This is a genomic window from Kitasatospora sp. NPDC002522 (assembly GCF_053595195.1).
Map to the genome: position 1 here is coordinate 15,842 of NZ_JBSFXE010000045.1, position 16,719 is coordinate 32,560.

The window sequence follows — 16,719 nt, forward strand, 5'->3', positions numbered from 1 at the left end:
TCAGCCTCCCGTGAGCAGGTCGCGGAGCAGGGCGACGGTGTCCGGGTCGAGGTCGCGGCCGGTGCGGCGGCTGAGGGCGTCGAGGCGGTTGACGGCGCGGACGAGCTGGTCGCGGGCGCCGGCCGAGGCGTACGCGTAGAACAGGTCGCGGTGCAGGAGTTCGACGTCCGGGGCGACCGCGAGGGCGCGGAAGATCGCGGCCTCGGCGGTGCGGTGGTCGCCGTACTGCAGGCGGCGGGCGGCGAGTTCGTGGGCGGTGTCGACGATCGCGGCCAGCATGTCCTGCCGTTCGGTCTCCGCCCAGCCGAACGCCCCGGCCGGGGCCTCGGCGAACGGGGCGCCGCGGACCAGCGCGAGGGCGTGCGCCAGGGCGGCGTCGGCGGTGCTGGAGGTGGAGCGCATGCCGCGCCGGTACAGGCTGCGGAACTCGTCCCAGTCGCAACTGACCGCCGGCGCGAAGGAGTACGTCTCGGCGGGCTGCGCCTCCAGGAACGCGCGCCCCTCGGTCGAGCTGCCCAACCAGGCGGCCAGGGCGGCGAGTTTGACCGGGAGCGGCTCGGCGAGGCGCTCCGCGGTGGCCCGCGGGTCGAGGTGCGCGGCGCCCGGGTGGATGTCCCGGTCGAGCGTGGTGTGCTCGGTGCCCGGGCGCAGCGCCAGGTACGCGGCCAGCTCGGTCAGCCGGGCCCGGCCCGCCGCGTCGGCGGTACCGGCCGCGCCCAGGATGTCCACCGGACCGAGCAACCGGATCCGCGGCGCGGAGCGCAGGTGGTGCGCCTCGGGCGAGCGCAGGATCGCCAGCAGGTCGTCGCTGTCGCTGCGGGCGGGCGCCGTCCCGGGTCGCGGCGCGGGCCGGGCCGGCACGTTGGCCGCGTGCGGATGCGGCACCTGGGCCTGGTCGTGGGTCGGCAGCGGCTCCGCGACGGCGGGCGCGACCGCCGGGACCGCAGCCGGGAAGCCCGCGACGCGGGGATCGGCCGGCGCGGCGAGCGGAACCGACGGAGCGTCAGGTGTCGGCGCGGCGGCGAACGGGTCGACCGGGGCGGGAGCCGGTGCGGCGGGGAACGGCACTGCCGGAGCCTCAGCGGCCGGCCCTGCGGCGAACGGGTCGGCCGGGGCGGTGGCCTCGACCGGCGGGAGGGCGGGCGGCTCCGACGGTGTGTCAGCAGCCGGGTAGCCGAGCAGGCGCGGGTCGAGCGGATCGGTCAGCGGATCGAACGGGGCGTCGGCGGCCGGGCGCTCCGCGCCGCCCGTGGCCCCGTCGAACGCCTCTGACGGAACGTCGGCCGACCGGGGGTCGACCGGGGTGCCGCCGGGCGGGGTGGTGGCCTTGCGGGCCTGCCCGTTGGCGATGTGCCGGGACGGGTGGGCAGCGCCCTCAGACGGCTCGGGTGCGGCGGGCGCAGCCGGTGGCGGTGTGGCGCCCGGCGGGAGGGCGTACGGGTTGGTGGGGGGCTGGGTCGGGAAGGTGTGCGGGGCGGTCGGCTGGGCCGGGACGACCGGCAGGACCGCGTACGGGTTGGTGGGCGCGGTGCCCGCGAACGGGCTGTTGCCGGTGGGGATGACGCGGGCCAGCAGCCGGGGGCCGGCCTCGTCGCCGCCGGGCGTGGCCGACTGGGTGCCCGGTCCGCTGTCGGTGGGGGACGGCCGACGGCCCGTGCTGGTCGGCGGCTCGGGCAGCAGCGGGGCCGTCGAGGCGGCGGCCGCCGCGCCGAGCAGGGCGATGACGCGGGTGTCGAGGGAGCTGGGCGTGGGGTCGTCGAGGGCGACGCCGAGCGCGGCGGCGGTCGCCGGGGGGAGGTCCCCGGCGCTGGCCCCGATCGCGGCGCCGACCGCGGCCAGCGCCGGGACGGGGAGCGGGAGTTCGGCTTCGTCGTCGGGTCCGTTGTGCGGGCCGTCGAGGGTCCAGTCGGGCGCCGGGTGCTGGGTGAAGTCGCCGGAGGCACGGACCAGTTCACCGAGGTGGTCGTACTCCTCGCGGCTGAGCCGCTGGAGTTCGACGGTCAGGTGCAGGCCGGGGAGGGTGGCGGGACCGGTCGCGGGCAGGGTCCAGCGGGCGACCGGGCCTGCGCCGCGTTCGGGGGCGCGGGTCAGCACGGCCAGGCAGGTGCGGGGGCGGCCGTCGAGCAGGCGGCCGAGCTCGGCGGGGATGTTCCCGGCGGGCGGCTGCGCGGAGAGCACGATCTCGGGCACCCAGGCCTCGTCGGCGCTGCCCCGGCTGCGGGCCTCGCGGGGACTGCCGGCCTCGGCGGCGACCAGGGTGGCGCGGGCCTTGGCGGTGCGCGGGCCGAGCGCGGTGAGCGCGGCCTCCAGCGTGGTGTGGTGGTGGACCCGGTCGGTGGCGGGACCGCCGGCGGGCAGGTCCGGGGCGAAGCCGACCAGGTGCAGGTGGAGCCGGTCGGCGAGCGGGCTGTGGGCGAGTTCCACGGCGAGGGTGCGCAGCACGTCCTCGGTGTCCTCGGGGTGCCCGGAGAGGTGGACCAGCCGGACCGTCTCCAGGTCGGCGAGGACGGTGGAGCCGTCGGGGGTGCTGCCGAGGGTGACCAGCGCGGGGTAGGGCGCGGCGTACTTGGCGGCCTGGCCGACGGAGAGCAGGTCGTTCGCGTCCTCGGGGCACCACCAGACGTTGGGGGCGTGCGCGGCGCGGAACGGGGCGATCGGGACGGCGGGTGCGGCGAGGTGCAGTTCGACGGTGCCGCCGGTGGTGATCCGGGCGGCGACCAGGGCGGGCAGCCGCTTGCCGCCGCGCACGGTGTTGCGGCCCAGGGTGCGCAGCGCGCGGTTCAGCAGTTCCAGGCCGTCGGTGTTCTGACGGGCCTTCAGCTCGGCCTCGAAGCGGCCGGCGGCGGCGGACGGCAGGGCGATCCGGTGCCGCGGGCGGCGGGCCCGCTGCTGGTCGGTGCGGCGGCGGGCGACCACGCCGATCAGCGCGGCGGCCATCAGCACGCCGATGCCGGAGGCGACCAGCGGGACGGTGTAGTCCGGGCCGGGCGCGGAGTCGCCGGTGCGGACGGCGGGCAGGTTCTGCGCGGGCGCACCGGCGGGCACCGACTCGGGTGCCGGGGAGGCGGCGGGGGCGGGGCTCTCCACGGCCGGTGCGGAGGCCGCCGGTGCGGACGCGGCGGGCGCGGACGGCTCGGGTGTGGCCGGTGCGGACGCCGCCGGGGCGGGCTCGGCGGGCGGCTGCGGGGCGGGGGTCTGCTCGGCGGGCGGCTGCGGGGCCGGGGCCGGGGCGGTGCCGGGCACGGTGAGCACCGTGCCGGGGGCGAGCACGTCGGGGTCGGTGAGCTTCTCGCCGTCGGGGGCGGTCACGCCCTTGTTGGCCGCGAAGAACTCCGGCCACCGGTCGCCGTCGCCGAGTTCCCGCTGGGCGATGCCGGAGAGGCTGTCGCCGGGCTTGACGGTGACGCTGCCGTGCGCGGGCGCGGCGGCGGGGGCCGGGGCGGCGTTGCCGGTCTGCGGGGAACTCGCCGCGGCGGCGTCGGGCTTGGCGTCGGCCGGCATCAGCAGCCGCCAACCGGGCTGGATCGGGCGGTCGGCGTCGAACCGGGTGCCCGAATCGTCCATCGGGCGGCCGTCGTTGAGCTTGGCGATCTCCGTCCAGCGTTCGCCGGAGCCGAGTTGGCGTTCGGCGATGGACCACAGGCTGTCGGCGGGCCGGGTGTCGCGGACGGTGTAGACCGGCTGCTGCGGGTCCGCGGCGGGGGCGGCGGCCGGCGCCGCGGCGGGGAGCGCGGCGATCGCCGGGGCCGCGGTCAACTGGGCGACGGCTGGGGCGCGTTGCGGCAGTTCGGGGGTGGCGGCGAAGGCCGAGCCGGCCACCGGGAGCAGCACGATCACCGAGCCGACCAGGCCGGCCGCGAGGCGCTGGCTCCAGCCGAAGGCGGGGATCCGGCGGGCCACCCGGCCGCGCAGCTGGGCGGGGATCTCGATCAGCACGGCCAGCAGGAAGCACAGCCAGGCCAGCCAGCCGACCGCGACCAGCGCCCACAGGAACAGCCGGCCGTCGTCGGGGCTGGTGAGTGCGTCGGTGACGCTGCCGCCGACGGGGTCGCCCATGCCGGCCACGGCGAGGGTGCCGTAGCCGAGCAGCGCGGGCACCCCGAGCAGCAGGACCAGCAGCACCAGCAGGGACCCCAGTGCGGCGAGCACCGAGCCGCCGGCCCGCCGTCGGCGGCGTCCGGTGCGGGCGGCGGCCACCGGGGCGGGGCGTCCGCCGGTGCCGGTGGTGCCCGGTCGCCGCCCCTGGCGGCCCTTGCGGTGCTGGTCGTCGGCTCCGCGCGCGGCCATCAGCCGGTCGATCCTTCCGTGATGCCGTGCACCAGGGTGGCCTTGCCATGGCCGTGCACGGGGAGGGTGGTGAGGCGGACCACGCTGAGCAGCGCGGTCGAGTAGTCGGTGTCCAGGGTGACGCTGATGGTCTGCGGGTCGGGGAAGGTGATCTCGACGCTGCCGCCGCGGCCGGCCAGGTAGGCGCGGGCGGCGGCGTCGGCGGTCGCCTGGTCGAGCTGGTAGCCGGCGCCGTCGCGCAGCTTCTTGACGTCCAGTTGCTGGCCGCCGACCCGGGCGGCCTCCTGGGCCAGCGCGTCGGCGCGTTCGATGGCGCGCAGCCGGCCGCCGAAGTCGAGCACCAGGCCGACCAGCACGACCAGGCTGACGGCGAGCGCGGCGACCATCACGGAGATGGTGCCCCGGTCGCGTTCGGCCGCGGGCGTGCGGGCCGCTCGCAGTGGTCTCATCACGTTTCCTCCCCCCAGGGTCCTCTGATTGTCCTTCAGTTCCCCCGGTAGCGGTCCACCACCGAGGTGAATCGTCCGGTGAGTGTCTTGTGCCCCGGAGCGCCGCCGAGATGCAGCAGATCGCTGAGCGGAACCGTGCAGGAGACCGTGACGGTGACGGTGACCAGCTGCCCGCCGGGGGCGTCCAGGGTGCCGTACTCGGGCGGGCCGACCGGTTCGGCGGCGCAGTGCACCTCGCGGGAGTCCAGCACGCCGGCCGCGGCCGTCGCGGCGGCCTGCTGGGCGCCCTCGGGGGTGCGGGCCAGCGAGGCGGCGCGGGCCGCGGAGCGGGCGGCGGCGTCGACCACCGCGCCCGTGGTCTGGATCCGCCCGGCGGCGACCGCCATCAGCACGAAGGCCAGTACCACGGGCACCACGACGGCCGCCTCGATGGCGAGCGAGCCGCGCTCGGCGCGATCGGGTCGGCCGGTGCGGTCGTGGCGGCGGGTCCGGGGCATCCGGACCGGGTGACGGGCGGTCACGGGCGCCCCTGCGGGTTGAACTTCTCCCGGGGCGCGCTGACCGTCTGCGTGAGGGTCAGCCGGTCGAAGTACGGCAGTACGGCGGCCGGGTGGACGGTGACCGAGAGCCGGTAGGTGTCGGCGTCGCCGCCGGGCACCACCGACTCCAGCCGGGCCAGGTCGCCCAGCCGGTCGGTGAAGTCCTTCGCCCGCGCCGGCCCGTCGTCCGCCCCTGCGCCGTAGACCCGTCCGGCGTCCACGCCCTCCCGTGCGGCGGTCAGCGCGGCCTGGTCGGCGTACCACCAGAGTCCGGCCTGCACCACGAGGAAGATCACGGACAGCACGGTGGGGAAGACGATGGCCAGGCTCAGGGTCATCACTCCCCCGTCCGTCGGCGCCCCCGGCTTGCGGAGGAGCGGGCGGAGTCGACGGGTCGTCAGGCGGCGGGCGGGGACGGGCCGGCGCGGGCTGCGGGTCACGTGTTGTTCGCCGCCGGGACGTCGCCCGGGATCTTGCTCTCGACGTTGCTGGCCAGACCCTTGATCAGCACGATGATCGCGCCGGCGATGGCGACCACCACGATGACGGCCAGGGCGAGTTCGATGCTGATCGCGCCGCGGTCGCCGCCGGCGCGCGCCGCGCGCAGCCGGGCGAAGCGGAACTTGAGGATCGGCTGGGCGAGTTGGAGGGGCAGGAGGAGTGGCAGCAGGACGGCTGCCGCCAGTGCGCGGATGCGTGCCATGGTGTGGTCTCCAGGGGCGTGGAAGGGGGCGGGGTCGAACGGTGTGTGCTGTCAGGTGACTTGGAGCATCTGGTACAGCGCGGGGAAGACGATGAGGACGGTCATCAGCAGGGTGAGGGCGGAGCCGGGCGCGACCATCCGCTCGCTGTCGGTGTTGGCCTTGGAGAGCTCCTCGGCGAGCAGCTCGCCGCGCAGGCTCTTTGCGCGGGCCCGCAGGGTGTCGTACACGGCGGCGCCGTCGGTGCCGGAGAGCCGCATGATGTCGGCCACGTCCTGCAGCGGGGTGAGGCCCAACTCCTCGGCCAGCGCGTCGAGTCCGTCCCACGGCGGGAGCCGGTCGGTGGCGGCGCGCTCCAGCGCGTCGCGCAGCCGCCGGAACACGGTGCCGCGGCCGACCGAGGCGGCCCGGCGCAGCGCCTCGGCGGGGCCGCAGTCGGCGGCGCGTTCCAGCGCGACGAGCTCCAGGTAGGCGGCGATGCCGTGCAGGTACTCGGTACGGGCCTCCTTGGCCTCGCCGCCGACGATGGCGTCGGGGACCAGCCAGAGCAGCGCGGCCAGCAGCGGTCCGACCACCAGCGGGACGGCGATCGGCAGGGACTCGCCGAGCAGCGCGGCGAACGCGGCGAGGTAGCCGGGCAGCGCGAGGCCGAGCACGGCGAACAGCACCTTGTGCGCCATGAACCGGGCCGGGGTGCGGCCGATCAGGGCGAGTTCGCGCCGCGGGAGGCGTACGCCGGGCAGCCGCAGCGAGCGTTCGCCGATCCGGTCGTACCAGGGCAGCCCGGCTTCGACGCCGGCGTCCCGGTGCTGGTCCGGGGTGCGGTGCAGGCGGTCCAGCGCTCGGCCCAACTCGGGCGGGGCGGGGCGGAGTTCGGCGAACAGCAGGGCGAGGCCGCCGGCTGCGGCGCCGCCGGCCAGGACGGCCCAGGGAGAGATCACTGTGGGTTCACCGCGCTTCCTTCACGAGCGATTCGGGCTCCGACGTGTCCGGCTCGGCGGGGTGTTCGGCCGGGCGGCCGGCCTTGGAACGGCGGTCCGGCTCCAGGATCCGCGGCAGCGGGGTGTGCCGGGCCATCGAGCGCATCCAGGCGATCACCAGCACGAAGGCCACCGCGACGCCGGCCAGCACCAGTTGGCCCGCGAGCGTCGAATAGGGCCGGGTGTAGCCGGAGTTGAACGCACCGGCGACGATCACCAGCACGATGATGCCGACCAGCCAGCGGATGGTGGCCCGGTGCTTGGCCCGGTCGGCCTCGATGGCGCGGCGCTGCCGGACCTCCTCGCGCACCGAGTCGGCCATGTCGGCGAGCGCCCGGGCCAGGCCCGGGCCGCTGTCGCCGGCCCGCAGCAGCAGCGCGGCGAGCACCTTGTCGGCGGTGGCGTCGGCGATCTGGTCGCCGAAGGCCCGCAGCGCGTCCTCCGGCCGCCAGCGGGCCTGCAGCCGGGCGGCCAGGTCGGCGATCTCGCCCTCCAGTGCGGCCGGGGCGGTCCGACGGCTGGTCAGGATGGCCTGGTTGAGGCCGACGCCGAGCAGCAGCACGTCGGCGAGGCGCTGGGTCCACTCGGCGAGCGCCTCCAGCCGTTCGATCCGCCGGGTGTCGGAGCGGGTGGCGTCGAACAGCCACGGCAGGCCGAAGACCGCGAGCGGGACCAGCACCGCGGCCAGCGGGATGCCGGTGCCCAGCCAGCCCACCGGCGCGCCGATCAGGGCCAGCGCGACCTGGATCCGGCGCAGCCGGGCCATGCCGGGCGAGGCGGTCCCGGGCGCGCCGTACCAGAGCGTGTGCAGCCGGGACTCCAGCGGGTTGTCCCGCTCCTCCTCGCCCTCGCGGCGGCCGACCAGGCCCACCGCCAGGGCGACCAGGCCGCAGGCCAGCAGCAGTCCGCACAGCACGTACAGCAGCATCAGTGCATCCCCCCGATCCGCAGCGCGAGCGGAGCGCCCCAACTCCCGTACGGGGAGCCGAGCAGGCCGGCGTCGAAGCCGGCCCGGCGCAGGTCGTCCAGGCAGTGCGGCGGGGTGACCGGGACGGCCCGGACCTCGCCGAGTTCGGGACGCGGCCCGAAGACGGTGTTCATCGCGGGCCGGCCGGACTCGCCGAGGCCGGTCACCTCCAGCACGTGCGACACGAAGCGGTGCCGGCGGCCGCCGACCGCGGTCTCGTCGATCATCGTGACGTGCACGATGAAGTCGACGGCGTTGGCGGTCAGCCGGTAGGCCAGGCTGTCGGTCATGTGCGCGCCGTACTCCAGGCAGAGTTCGGCGATCCGGTCGACCACCATGTGCGGGCCGCGGGCGTGCAGGGTGCACATCGAGCCGCCCTCGCCGTTGGTCATCACCCGCAGCATCGGCACCACCTCGCCGGAGCGGACCTCGCCGACGATGATCCGCGACAGCGTCATGCGCAGCGCCGCCGGGATCAGCTCACCGATCGTCAACTCGCCGGCCATGCGGCCGTCGACGCGTTCGCCGTTGCCCTCGCGGGCCTCCATCGGGACGACCTGCCGCAGGTGGCCGAGGGTGTGCAGCCACAGCTCGAACTCGGACTCCAGGGTGCCGACCCGCTCGTCCGGCGGGATCTCGGCGGCCATCGCGCGCAGCAGGCTGGTCTTGCCGACGCCCTGCGTGCCGGTGATCATCACGTTCTTCCGGGCCCGGATCGCGGCGGCCAGGAACGCGGCCAGGGTGCTGTCCACGGTGCCGAGTTGGATCAGGTCGCGGAGGGTGGCGCTGGCCACCCGGTGGCGGCGGATCGCGACGTACGGGCGGGGCGTGACCTCGGTCATCGCCTGCAGGCGCATGCCGCCCTCAAGGCGCAGCGCCAGCATCGGGCTGGCCGTGGACAGGGTGCGCTCGCCGCCGCCGTGCTGCCGTGCCAGGTCCTGCAGCAGCTCGACCAGTTCGGCGTCCGAGTCGGCCACCGGCGGGACCTGGCGCAGGGGTTGGTGCACCCGCGAGATCCAGACGTCGTCGCAGCCGTTGATCAGGATGTTCTCGATCTCCGGGTCGTCCAGGTACGGCTGCAGCCGGCCGGCCCGGAACAGCAGGTCGTAGACGGCCTCGGCGAGCGCCCGGTCCTGCTCCCGGGTGGGCGGGATGCCGTGGGTCTGCGCGTGGGCGTCGGACCAGCGGGCCACCGCCTCCTCGATCAGCGCCCGGCCGCGCTGGCGCCGGGTGGCCCGGTCCGCCTCGGTGCCGGACTCCGCCAGCCGGGACAGCTGCTGGTGCAGCTCGGCCGCCACCTGCCGCTTCAACTCCCGCGCCACCTGCGGGTCGACGGCCGGCTTGACGCCCACCGGCTGCAACGCGAGCGCCTGCGGCGCGGCGGGCTGCGGCGCCACGGCCTGGGGCACGCCGGACTGCGGGAAGCCGGGCTGGGGCACGCCGGGCTGCGGGGGCTTCGCCCAGGGCAGGCCCGCGGCGTCGGTGGAACCCTGGTACGGGCTAGCGCGCATGGCGGACCTCCCCCCAGCCGTCGCCGTCGTCCTGGCCGGGGAACGGCGCGGGCGCGGGCGGCTGCGGTACGGCGGGCGGGGCGATGTGCGGCGCCGCGTACGAGATCGCCGGCGGGGCCTCCGCCCGCACCGGCCACTCCCCCGTGAACTGACCTCCCGCGCCGTTGAACTGACCGTTCGTGAACTGCCCTCCTGCGCCCGCGAACTGGCCATTCGTGAACTGTCCGTAACCGACCGGCTGTTGGATCTGCGGCGGCACGGGCTGCGGCGGCACCGGCTGCGGTGCGATCACCGGCCCGGGGGTGAACGACGGTGCCTGCGGGGCGAGTTGCGGAGCGGCCTGCGGAGCGGCCTGCGGAGCGGCCTGCGGAGCGGCCTGCGGGGCGAGCCGGCGGCGCCGGGCGGCGATCAGCTGCTGGATCCGGTCGGCGGCGGTGCGGGCGGTGCGCATCAGCTCGGAGCGGATGAACCGCCGGTCGGCGGTGTCGCCACCGTCGGAGAGCACCCGGGCGGTGCGCGGCGCGTAGGCCAGTACGCCGAGCGCGGGCAGCTGGAACTGCCGCGCCACCTCGCCGTCGGGGTAGGGGCCTTCGGCGACCAGCAGCAGTCCGAGGCCGTCGGCGCCGGTTCCGTTGGCGTTCAGGTCCTCGCGCAGGGCGGCCAGCCGCGGCCGGGCGGCGGACAGCCCGCGCAGGGTGGTGCGGACGGTGGCGGCGACCACGTCGGCGCGGCGGGCCAGCACCGCCATCGGGCCGGCGGCACCGGAGCGGCCGAGGTCGAGGATGACGTCGTAGCCCTGCGCCTCCAGGCCGTGCAGCGTCTCCACCAGCGGCTCCCAGGTGTAGGCGAGGCCGGGGGCCTGGGTGGGGTCGGTGAGCCCGGGCAGCAGCAGCCGCTCGCCGGTGCCCTGCGGGGAGACGTCGAGCAGTTGCTCCCACAGGGTCTGGGCGAGCAGGCCGCGGCGGTCGGCGACGGCGAGGTTGCGCAGTCCGTACACCGCCTCGACCCGGCCTTCGAGCGCGCCGGCCAGCACCGCGCCGCCGTCCGGGTCGCACTCGACCAGCAGCACCCGGCGGCCGGGCTGCAGCGGCCAGGCGAGCAGCAGGGCGAGGGCGCTGCTGGTGGCCCCGGGGGCGCCGGGTCCGCCGAGGACGGCCACCACGGCCATCAGGAGCCCCCGCCGGTGCGCGGCGCCAGGATCACCTGGAACTTGCCGCCGGCCACCCAGGAGGCGAGCTTGGGGCCGTCGGTGGGGCCGATCGACACGTCGATGACGGTGGTGCCGTCGGTGTCGGCGCGGCCGACGGCGGTGACCACGGCGCTGAGCGTCTCGGGGGTGCGGGCGGTGCCGTCGTTCTTCTGGTCGGTGGTGTTGACCACCAGGATCTGCAGGCCGGGCTGGAGCCGGGTGGCGGGGAGCTGGGAGCGCTTGGCGGAGATGCCGACGGTCTGCTGGCCGGGCTGCGCCGCCGGGTCGCTGGTCAGGTCGGCCTTGACCAGCAGGGCGCCGCGCTTGAGGTCGGTGGTGGCGCGCAGGCCGACGGTGCGCTGCAGGTCGCGGGCGTCCAGCGGGCGCAGCGCGGGGTCGCCGGCGATGTGCGCGACCACCAGGTCGTCTGCGGTCAGGTTCTGACCCATCGGCACGTCGCGGGCGAGCGCGAGGACGGCGATCCGCTGGCCGCTGCTGTTGTACAGCACGGCGCCGCCGAGGCCGCCGGCGGCGATCAGCGCGACCGCCATGGCGAGCACGGCGGGCCGGCGGCGGCGGGCGCCGAGTCGGCGCGGCGGGGTGTGCGGCGCGGGCCGCGCCGCCGCCTCGGCGGGGTACCCCGCGCCGGCCGGGCTGCTCTGCGTCGGCATGTTTCGGGTCTCCACCGGTCTCCGGGCCTTTCATCCGCAACGGAACGTCAACTGCTCCGGCCTGGCGGCCGGCTGTCGGGGGCTCAGTTCAGGGCCTGGACCTCGGCGACCGGCAGCTGCATCGTGCCGCTGATGGTGGCGGGGGTGTACAGGAAGTTGAAGATCTGGACGCCCGGCAGGTCGGTCCGGTGGGCGGTGACCCGCCAGGTCGGGGAGGCGGTGACGGTGAAGGCCTTGTCGGGCTTGCCCGCGGAGCTCTTGGCGAAGGTGTGCGAGCAGGTGGACTGCGCCCCGGCCGGGGCGTCCTTGTCGTACGGGGTGCCGGGGTCCTTGCAGGCGAACGCCGGGCTGCCGTCGCCGGCGTTCCAGGTCACGTGGTCCAGGGTGAAGGTCACGGTGACGGTGAAGCGCTGGCCCTTGACGGTGTTGGGCCAGGGGCCGGAGGCCTTGGTGCTGCGGTCGTACCAGAGCCATACCGCGGAGCCGACCACCGCGTTGCCCTGCGGCGCGGCGTGCAGGTGCGGCGTGTCCGGGACCATGTCGGCGAAGATGCTGCGGGCCAGGCTGCCGGGGGTCTCGGCCGGGGCCGCGCCGGGCGCCTGGGCCAGGAAGGTCTGCGGCTTGGTGCTCAGCTGGCCGTCCGCGCCGCGGCAGTTGACGTCGTAGACGGCGCCGTCGGCGGAGCTGTGGCCGTTCCAGGCGGGGTCGGTGGCGTCCGGCTGCGGGAAGGCGGTCTGGTAGTAGCAGCCGTCGCTGGAGGAGAACCAGCCGAGGTCGTCGTCCCAGCAGGCGTACGGGATGCCGTTCCAGGAGCAGCTCTGGTCGCCGCCACCGCCACCGCCGCCGCCCGGGGTGCTGGTGCTGCCGGGGGTGCCGGGGTCGTGGACTCCGACGCAGATGTCGTCGGAGGCGCAGGGGTGGATGTCGACGTCGCCGCCGCCGTCCGCGTTCGCGGCGGGCAGCGCGGCGACCGACAGTCCGATTCCGGTCAGTACACAAATGGCGACTCGCCAAGCGGAGTTCAGCATGCCTTTGCCACCTCACGGGTGAAGTCGACGATCAGCCAGCGGTTTCCGGATTTCCGCAGCACGGCGGTGGCCGCATAGCGCGACAGCCGCTGTTGCGGATCCTTGATCTGCTTGGTGGCGGCGTCCGCCTGGTGCCACTCGGTGACGTCGAGGCAGTCCGTGATCGTCGCGGTGGCCGGATTCGCCTGCAGATCAAGTCCTTTGAGCACCGGTGAGGTTCGGGGTTTACCGATCAACACCAGTTTCGCGCGGTGCAGTTGGTCGAGGGTGGCGAGGGTGTCGCCGAGGGCCGTTCCGGTGGCGTAGAGCCGCAGCACGGTTCCGTCCGAATCCGATCGCCCGAAGGTGTCGGCCTGGGCGTCCCACCAGGACTGATAGGTCGTCAGGGCGGCCTGTCCGGCGGCGCCCTCCAGCCCCTCGGAGGGCACCGGGGTACCGCTCGGGGCCGGGGCGGCGGAGCCGGTGGCGGCGGCGGTGGGCAGGTTCGCCGAGGGTGTGCCGAGGCGGTCGGCGGAACCCGCGCCGCCACTGCCGCAACCCGTCAGCAGGAATGCCAGCACCAGCCCGCTGATCCCAACCGCCCCAGGGCGCAACGGAATTCCGTGCTGCCGCATAAGCCCCACCTTGCCGCGGCCGGACGGATCCGGGCGCGGATGTCGTCTGCCGTCCCCTGTGTGCTCGGTGGTCGATTCTTCGCCACCCCACCCCGACACGGCAACACCCGGGGCGTCCTGACCTTACGCGGAAGGCGGATCGGATGGGGCGTTTTCTCGCCACAGAACCGCCAAGAGTCCATCGGAAAGCGGCAATCCGGCCAACGCTCCTCTCACGGCGGCCCGATTGCGCATCAGGAGTCGCCCCCCGTCACGCGGAACCAGCAATCTCGCCTCGCCCGCGGCGGTCGGTTCGCCCCAGCCCAACTGTCCCTCCACGGCGGGCTGGAGCTCCACCGGGCCGACCGCGGCGGGGGCCCCGGGCACGCCGTGCTCCAGCACCCGGCCGAGCGCCCAGCTGAACGAGCCCTCGGCGCCCGGCAGGACGGCGTCCCGGCCGCGCCGACCGCCGCTCCACCGGCCCACCCGGCCCCACAACGGCACCCGGGAGTGGCCGAGCAACTCGCCCGCGCCGTCCTCGCGTTGCAGGGCCGCCCAGGCGTCCCGGTCGGCCACCGCGTCGACGATCAGCAGGGTCTCCTCCTGCGCGCCGTGCACCATCGCGCTGGTCACCCAGTCCCAGGCCAGCCCGCGCCGGTAGGCGTTGTCGGGGGTGGACCCGGCGGTGACCAGGGCGAGCCGGCGCCCGCGCGGGTCGGCGACCAGCTGGCCGAGCAGGCAGACCACCAGCCAGCGGGCGGGCCGCTGGCCGGCCTGCCGGACGGCGGTGAGCAGCGCGTTGGCGTCGGCGTCGGCGGGCGGCCGGCTGACGGTGCTGCCCCGGGTGCCGGCGTCGAAGGTGCGGCCGGGGAGTGCGTCGGCCAGCGCCCGAGCGCCGTCGGCGGCGCGTGCGGAGCCCGCGTGGGCGCGGTCGGGGCCGCCGTCCGCGCCGATCACCACCAGTTCGATGCCACCGCTGACCACGCTGTCGCCCCCTCGCCTGCCGCGCGCTCGGTGCCGCCGCGGCGACCGGTGGGCGCGCGACACCGGCCGTGGCCAAAGCTATCGCCGCCGGGTGTCGGTGCGGGCCGGAATCGGCCCGATGAGCCCCAGCTCAGGGACCATGGGCCCTATCTGCGCCCGCCCGGGAGGAGCACCATCGGCGGTATGGACCGTGACGAGCCCCTGGAGACGCTGAGCGAGGCGGAGTGCCGCCGGCTGCTGGCCAGCGTGCCGCTGGGCCGCGTGGTGTACACCGAGCACGCCCTGCCGGCGGTGCTGCCGGTGGCCTTCCAGGTGGCCGCGGACGGTCGGCTGGTCCTGGCGCTGCGGGCGGGCACCGGGGCGGCCCGGGCGCTGGACGGCACGGTGGCGGCGTTCCAGGTGGACGACTTCGACCCGCACGGCCACAGCGGCTGGAGCGTGTTGGTGCACGGGCGCGCACAGGTGGTGCGCGACGGCGCCGAGCGCGCCGCACTGGAGGCGGGCGGCCTGCTGCCCTGGATCCCGGACCCGAGCCCGCAGTACGTGGCGATCACCCCCGAACTGGTCTCCGGCCGCCGGGTGCGCCCCGCCTCCGCACCGCTCGGCCACCGGTCCTGAGCTGCGCACTCCGGCGGCGGACCCGCCCCGGGCCCTGACAGGTGACCGGCGGGTAGGCATACTCTCCGGAGTCGGCCCTCACGGGCCGGATCCGGCCCGTACGCACCCGTGGAGCGCACCGTGACGATCTTCGCCTCGCTCGCCGACCTGACCGCCGCCGTCGGCACCGAGCTCGGCACCAGCGAGTGGCACACCATCGACCAGGAGCGGGTGAACCTGTTCGCCGAGGCGACCGGCGACCACCAGTGGATCCATGTGGACCCGGCGCGGGCCAAGGAGTCGCCGTTCGGCGGGACGATCGTCCACGGCTACCTGACGCTGTCGCTGATCCCGGTGCTGGCGAAGGAGTGCTACGGCGTCGAGGGCGGCGTCGCGATGGCCCTCAACTACGGCTCGGACAAGGTGCGCTTCCCGGCGCCGCTGCCGGTGGGCACCGCGGTGCGGGCGAGCGCCGTGCTGGTCTCGGCGGAGCCGGTGCCCGGCGGCGTGCAGGTGGTGGTCCGGTTCACCATCAGCAGCGCGGAGAGCGCCAAGCCGCACTGCGTGGCGGACGCCATCACCCGCTTCTACACCGGCTGAGCCGCCCGTCCGGCCCCGAAGCCGAGGACCGTCCCGCAACCCGGGGCGGTCCTTTCTCGTTACGCTGCGGCGCGCCTCACCTGCTCCGGACGGGTTTCATCCGATTCGGCCGGTAATGTCCGGATGCGAGGTCGTCGCACGGACCCGGGCCCCGCGGGCCCGCCCGGGCGTCGCCCTCCGGCCTGCCGTCCCGCGCCCGGGGGCACCCCGCCTCCACGCCCGGCATGCCGCCGTACGGGTGTCCGACCGTGGAGGTGCCGTGTCCCGCCCCGTCTCCTGGCTGTTCCGCGCCGGCGAACTGGCCGCCGAGGCCGGGCTCGCACTGCGCGACGCCAAGCACGCCTACCGGACGCTGCCGCACGACACCTGGCAGCGGATGCGCACCGACGCGTTCGGCGCCGACCCGAGCGGCTACCGCTGGCACCGGGTGCAGAACTCCCCGCACTTCGTCGACGGCGCCTTCCGCAACCCGGTGCCGACCCGCCGCCTCGTCTACGCACACACCCCGATGACGCTGCTGCGCAGCAAGATGGCGATCGACCACACCCGCCGCGCCCCGGCCGCCGCCGTCCCGCTGCACCGCCTGCTGCCCGTCGAACTGGCCACCCCGCCCGCCTCCGGCCTGCGACTGACCTGGCTCGGCCACTCCACCGTGCTGGCCGAACTCGACGGCGTCCGGGTGCTGTTCGACCCGGTGTGGAGCGAGCGCTGCTCCCCGTTCGACTGGATCGGCCCGAAGCGGCTGCACCCCGTGCCGCTGCCGTTGACCGAACTCGGGCCGGTGGACGTGGTGGTGATCTCCCACGACCACTACGACCACCTGGACATGGACACCGTGCGCACCCTCGCCGCCGGCGACGCGGTCTTCGCGGTGCCGCTCGGCATCGGCGCGCACCTCGAGCACTGGGGCGTACCGCCGCGGCTGATCGTCGAACTCGACTGGTGGGAGTCGGCCGAGATCGACGGCCTGCGGCTGACCGCCACCCCGGCCCGGCACTACTGCTCGCGCGGACCGCGCCCGAGCAGCAAGTTCCTGTGGGCGTCCTGGGCGGTGGCGGGCAAACGCCACCGGGTGTTCCACAGCGGCGACAGCGGGTACTTCCCGGGCTTCGCCGACATCGGCCGCCGGCTCGGCCCGTTCGACGCCACGATGCTGCAGGTCGGGGCGTACTCCGAGCAGTGGCCCGAGGTGCACCTGACGCCCGAGGAGGCCGTGCAGGCCCACCGCGACCTGCGCGGCGACCTCATGCTGCCGATCCACTGGTGCACCTTCGACCTGGCCCCGCACCCGTGGGAGGAGCCCGCCGAGCGGGTGGTCGCCGCCGCCCAGGCGGCCGGCACGAACCTCGCCCTGCCGCGCCCCGGCAAGCCCTTCGAACCGGCCGACCCGCCCGCCCTCAAACTGTGGTGGCGCGCGGTGGCGACGATGCCCAGCGGCGCCGGGCTGCTCGTCCCCGACGGCCTCACCCCGCTGCCCGCCGGCGTCCCCGACACCCCGGCCGCGCTCACCGGCCCGAACCGGCCGGACGCCCCGCTGGCCGGTCCGTCGGCCCGCCCGCAGGCGCCACTGGCCGCGCCCGGCGCGGAGGGCGAGCTCCCCCTGGTGTGACGGGGCGGAACTCC

Annotated in this window: 16 protein-coding genes; 3 read left to right on the forward strand and 13 right to left on the reverse strand. The window is 75.9% G+C overall.

Annotated features, from left to right (window positions below; genetic code table 11):
• The 13 genes from ACWD4U_RS29255 to ACWD4U_RS29315 all read right to left on the reverse strand — a co-directional run bounded on the left by ACWD4U_RS29255 (position 1) and on the right by ACWD4U_RS29315 (position 13,899).
• Positions 1–4,287, reverse strand: coding sequence for a LysM peptidoglycan-binding domain-containing protein (locus ACWD4U_RS29255; protein WP_363448754.1), 4,287 nt, complete (start codon positions 4,285–4,287; stop codon positions 1–3).
• On the reverse strand, positions 4,287–4,736 hold the full coding sequence (locus ACWD4U_RS29260) for a hypothetical protein (RefSeq protein WP_363448752.1): 450 nt from the start codon (positions 4,734–4,736) through the stop codon (positions 4,287–4,289). Before ACWD4U_RS29260 ends, ACWD4U_RS29255 begins: the two co-directional genes overlap by 1 nt.
• A 35-nt stretch (positions 4,737–4,771) precedes the next feature.
• On the reverse strand, positions 4,772–5,257 hold the full coding sequence (locus ACWD4U_RS29265; protein ID WP_363448750.1) for a TadE/TadG family type IV pilus assembly protein: 486 nt from the start codon (positions 5,255–5,257) through the stop codon (positions 4,772–4,774).
• Positions 5,254–5,613, reverse strand: coding sequence for a TadE family protein (locus ACWD4U_RS29270; RefSeq protein ID WP_363448748.1), 360 nt, complete (start codon positions 5,611–5,613; stop codon positions 5,254–5,256). The genes ACWD4U_RS29265 and ACWD4U_RS29270 overlap by 4 nt, the downstream gene beginning before the upstream one ends.
• A 98-nt stretch (positions 5,614–5,711) precedes the next feature.
• Positions 5,712–5,978, reverse strand: coding sequence for a hypothetical protein (locus tag ACWD4U_RS29275; protein WP_363448746.1), 267 nt, complete (start codon positions 5,976–5,978; stop codon positions 5,712–5,714).
• A 51-nt stretch (positions 5,979–6,029) separates the two neighbouring features.
• Entirely contained in the window at positions 6,030–6,917 is an 888-nt protein-coding gene (locus ACWD4U_RS29280) for a hypothetical protein (RefSeq protein ID WP_363448744.1), read from the reverse strand.
• Between the two features lie 7 nt (positions 6,918–6,924).
• A complete protein-coding gene (locus ACWD4U_RS29285) occupies positions 6,925–7,884 on the reverse strand; it encodes a type II secretion system F family protein (protein ID WP_363448742.1) in 960 nt (319 codons plus the stop codon).
• A complete protein-coding gene (locus ACWD4U_RS29290; RefSeq protein WP_363448740.1) occupies positions 7,884–9,434 on the reverse strand; it encodes a CpaF family protein in 1,551 nt (516 codons plus the stop codon). Before ACWD4U_RS29290 ends, ACWD4U_RS29285 begins: the two co-directional genes overlap by 1 nt.
• A complete protein-coding gene (locus ACWD4U_RS29295) occupies positions 9,424–10,602 on the reverse strand; it encodes a hypothetical protein (RefSeq protein ID WP_363448738.1) in 1,179 nt (392 codons plus the stop codon). Before ACWD4U_RS29295 ends, ACWD4U_RS29290 begins: the two co-directional genes overlap by 11 nt.
• On the reverse strand, positions 10,602–11,294 hold the full coding sequence (locus ACWD4U_RS29300) for an SAF domain-containing protein (RefSeq protein WP_363448736.1): 693 nt from the start codon (positions 11,292–11,294) through the stop codon (positions 10,602–10,604). The genes ACWD4U_RS29295 and ACWD4U_RS29300 overlap by 1 nt, the downstream gene beginning before the upstream one ends.
• Positions 11,295–11,377: 83 nt before the next feature.
• Entirely contained in the window at positions 11,378–12,322 is a 945-nt protein-coding gene (locus ACWD4U_RS29305) for a hypothetical protein (protein ID WP_363448734.1), read from the reverse strand.
• Positions 12,316–12,936 carry a hypothetical protein gene (locus tag ACWD4U_RS29310; RefSeq protein WP_363448732.1) on the reverse strand — a complete coding sequence of 207 codons (621 nt, stop codon included), beginning with the start codon at positions 12,934–12,936 and terminating at the stop codon, positions 12,316–12,318. Before ACWD4U_RS29310 ends, ACWD4U_RS29305 begins: the two co-directional genes overlap by 7 nt.
• Positions 12,937–13,059: 123 nt before the next feature.
• Complete coding sequence (locus ACWD4U_RS29315; RefSeq protein WP_363448730.1) at positions 13,060–13,899, reverse strand: hypothetical protein; 840 nt, start codon at positions 13,897–13,899, stop codon at positions 13,060–13,062.
• Between the two features lie 183 nt (positions 13,900–14,082).
• Between ACWD4U_RS29315 and ACWD4U_RS29320 the strand changes: the two genes are divergently transcribed.
• The 3 genes from ACWD4U_RS29320 to ACWD4U_RS29330 all read left to right on the forward strand — a co-directional run bounded on the left by ACWD4U_RS29320 (position 14,083) and on the right by ACWD4U_RS29330 (position 16,705).
• A complete protein-coding gene (locus ACWD4U_RS29320; protein WP_363448728.1) occupies positions 14,083–14,517 on the forward strand; it encodes a pyridoxamine 5'-phosphate oxidase family protein in 435 nt (144 codons plus the stop codon).
• 120 nt (positions 14,518–14,637) lie between these two features.
• A complete protein-coding gene (locus ACWD4U_RS29325) occupies positions 14,638–15,096 on the forward strand; it encodes a MaoC family dehydratase (RefSeq protein ID WP_363448726.1) in 459 nt (152 codons plus the stop codon).
• Between the two features lie 259 nt (positions 15,097–15,355).
• Entirely contained in the window at positions 15,356–16,705 is a 1,350-nt protein-coding gene (locus ACWD4U_RS29330) for an MBL fold metallo-hydrolase (RefSeq protein WP_363448725.1), read from the forward strand.
• The last annotated feature ends 14 nt before the right edge of the window (positions 16,706–16,719 follow it).

Bases quoted from the DNA above. Each gene is read 5' to 3' on its own strand.
- ACWD4U_RS29255 (WP_363448754.1), bottom strand. From the start codon at position 4,287: ATGGCCGCGCGCGGAGCCGACGACCAGCACCGCAAGGGCCGCCAGGGG.
- ACWD4U_RS29260 (WP_363448752.1), bottom strand. From the start codon at position 4,736: ATGAGACCACTGCGAGCGGCCCGCACGCCCGCGGCCGAACGCGACCGG.
- ACWD4U_RS29270 (WP_363448748.1), bottom strand. From the start codon at position 5,613: ATGACCCTGAGCCTGGCCATCGTCTTCCCCACCGTGCTGTCCGTGATC.
- ACWD4U_RS29275 (WP_363448746.1), bottom strand. From the start codon at position 5,978: ATGGCACGCATCCGCGCACTGGCGGCAGCCGTCCTGCTGCCACTCCTC.
- ACWD4U_RS29285 (WP_363448742.1), bottom strand. From the start codon at position 7,884: ATGCTGCTGTACGTGCTGTGCGGACTGCTGCTGGCCTGCGGCCTGGTC.
- ACWD4U_RS29290 (WP_363448740.1), bottom strand. From the start codon at position 9,434: ATGCGCGCTAGCCCGTACCAGGGTTCCACCGACGCCGCGGGCCTGCCC.
- ACWD4U_RS29295 (WP_363448738.1), bottom strand. From the start codon at position 10,602: ATGGCCGTGGTGGCCGTCCTCGGCGGACCCGGCGCCCCCGGGGCCACC.
- ACWD4U_RS29300 (WP_363448736.1), bottom strand. From the start codon at position 11,294: ATGCCGACGCAGAGCAGCCCGGCCGGCGCGGGGTACCCCGCCGAGGCG.
- ACWD4U_RS29305 (WP_363448734.1), bottom strand. From the start codon at position 12,322: ATGCTGAACTCCGCTTGGCGAGTCGCCATTTGTGTACTGACCGGAATC.
- ACWD4U_RS29310 (WP_363448732.1), bottom strand. From the start codon at position 12,936: ATGCGGCAGCACGGAATTCCGTTGCGCCCTGGGGCGGTTGGGATCAGC.
- ACWD4U_RS29320 (WP_363448728.1), top strand. From the start codon at position 14,083: ATGGACCGTGACGAGCCCCTGGAGACGCTGAGCGAGGCGGAGTGCCGC.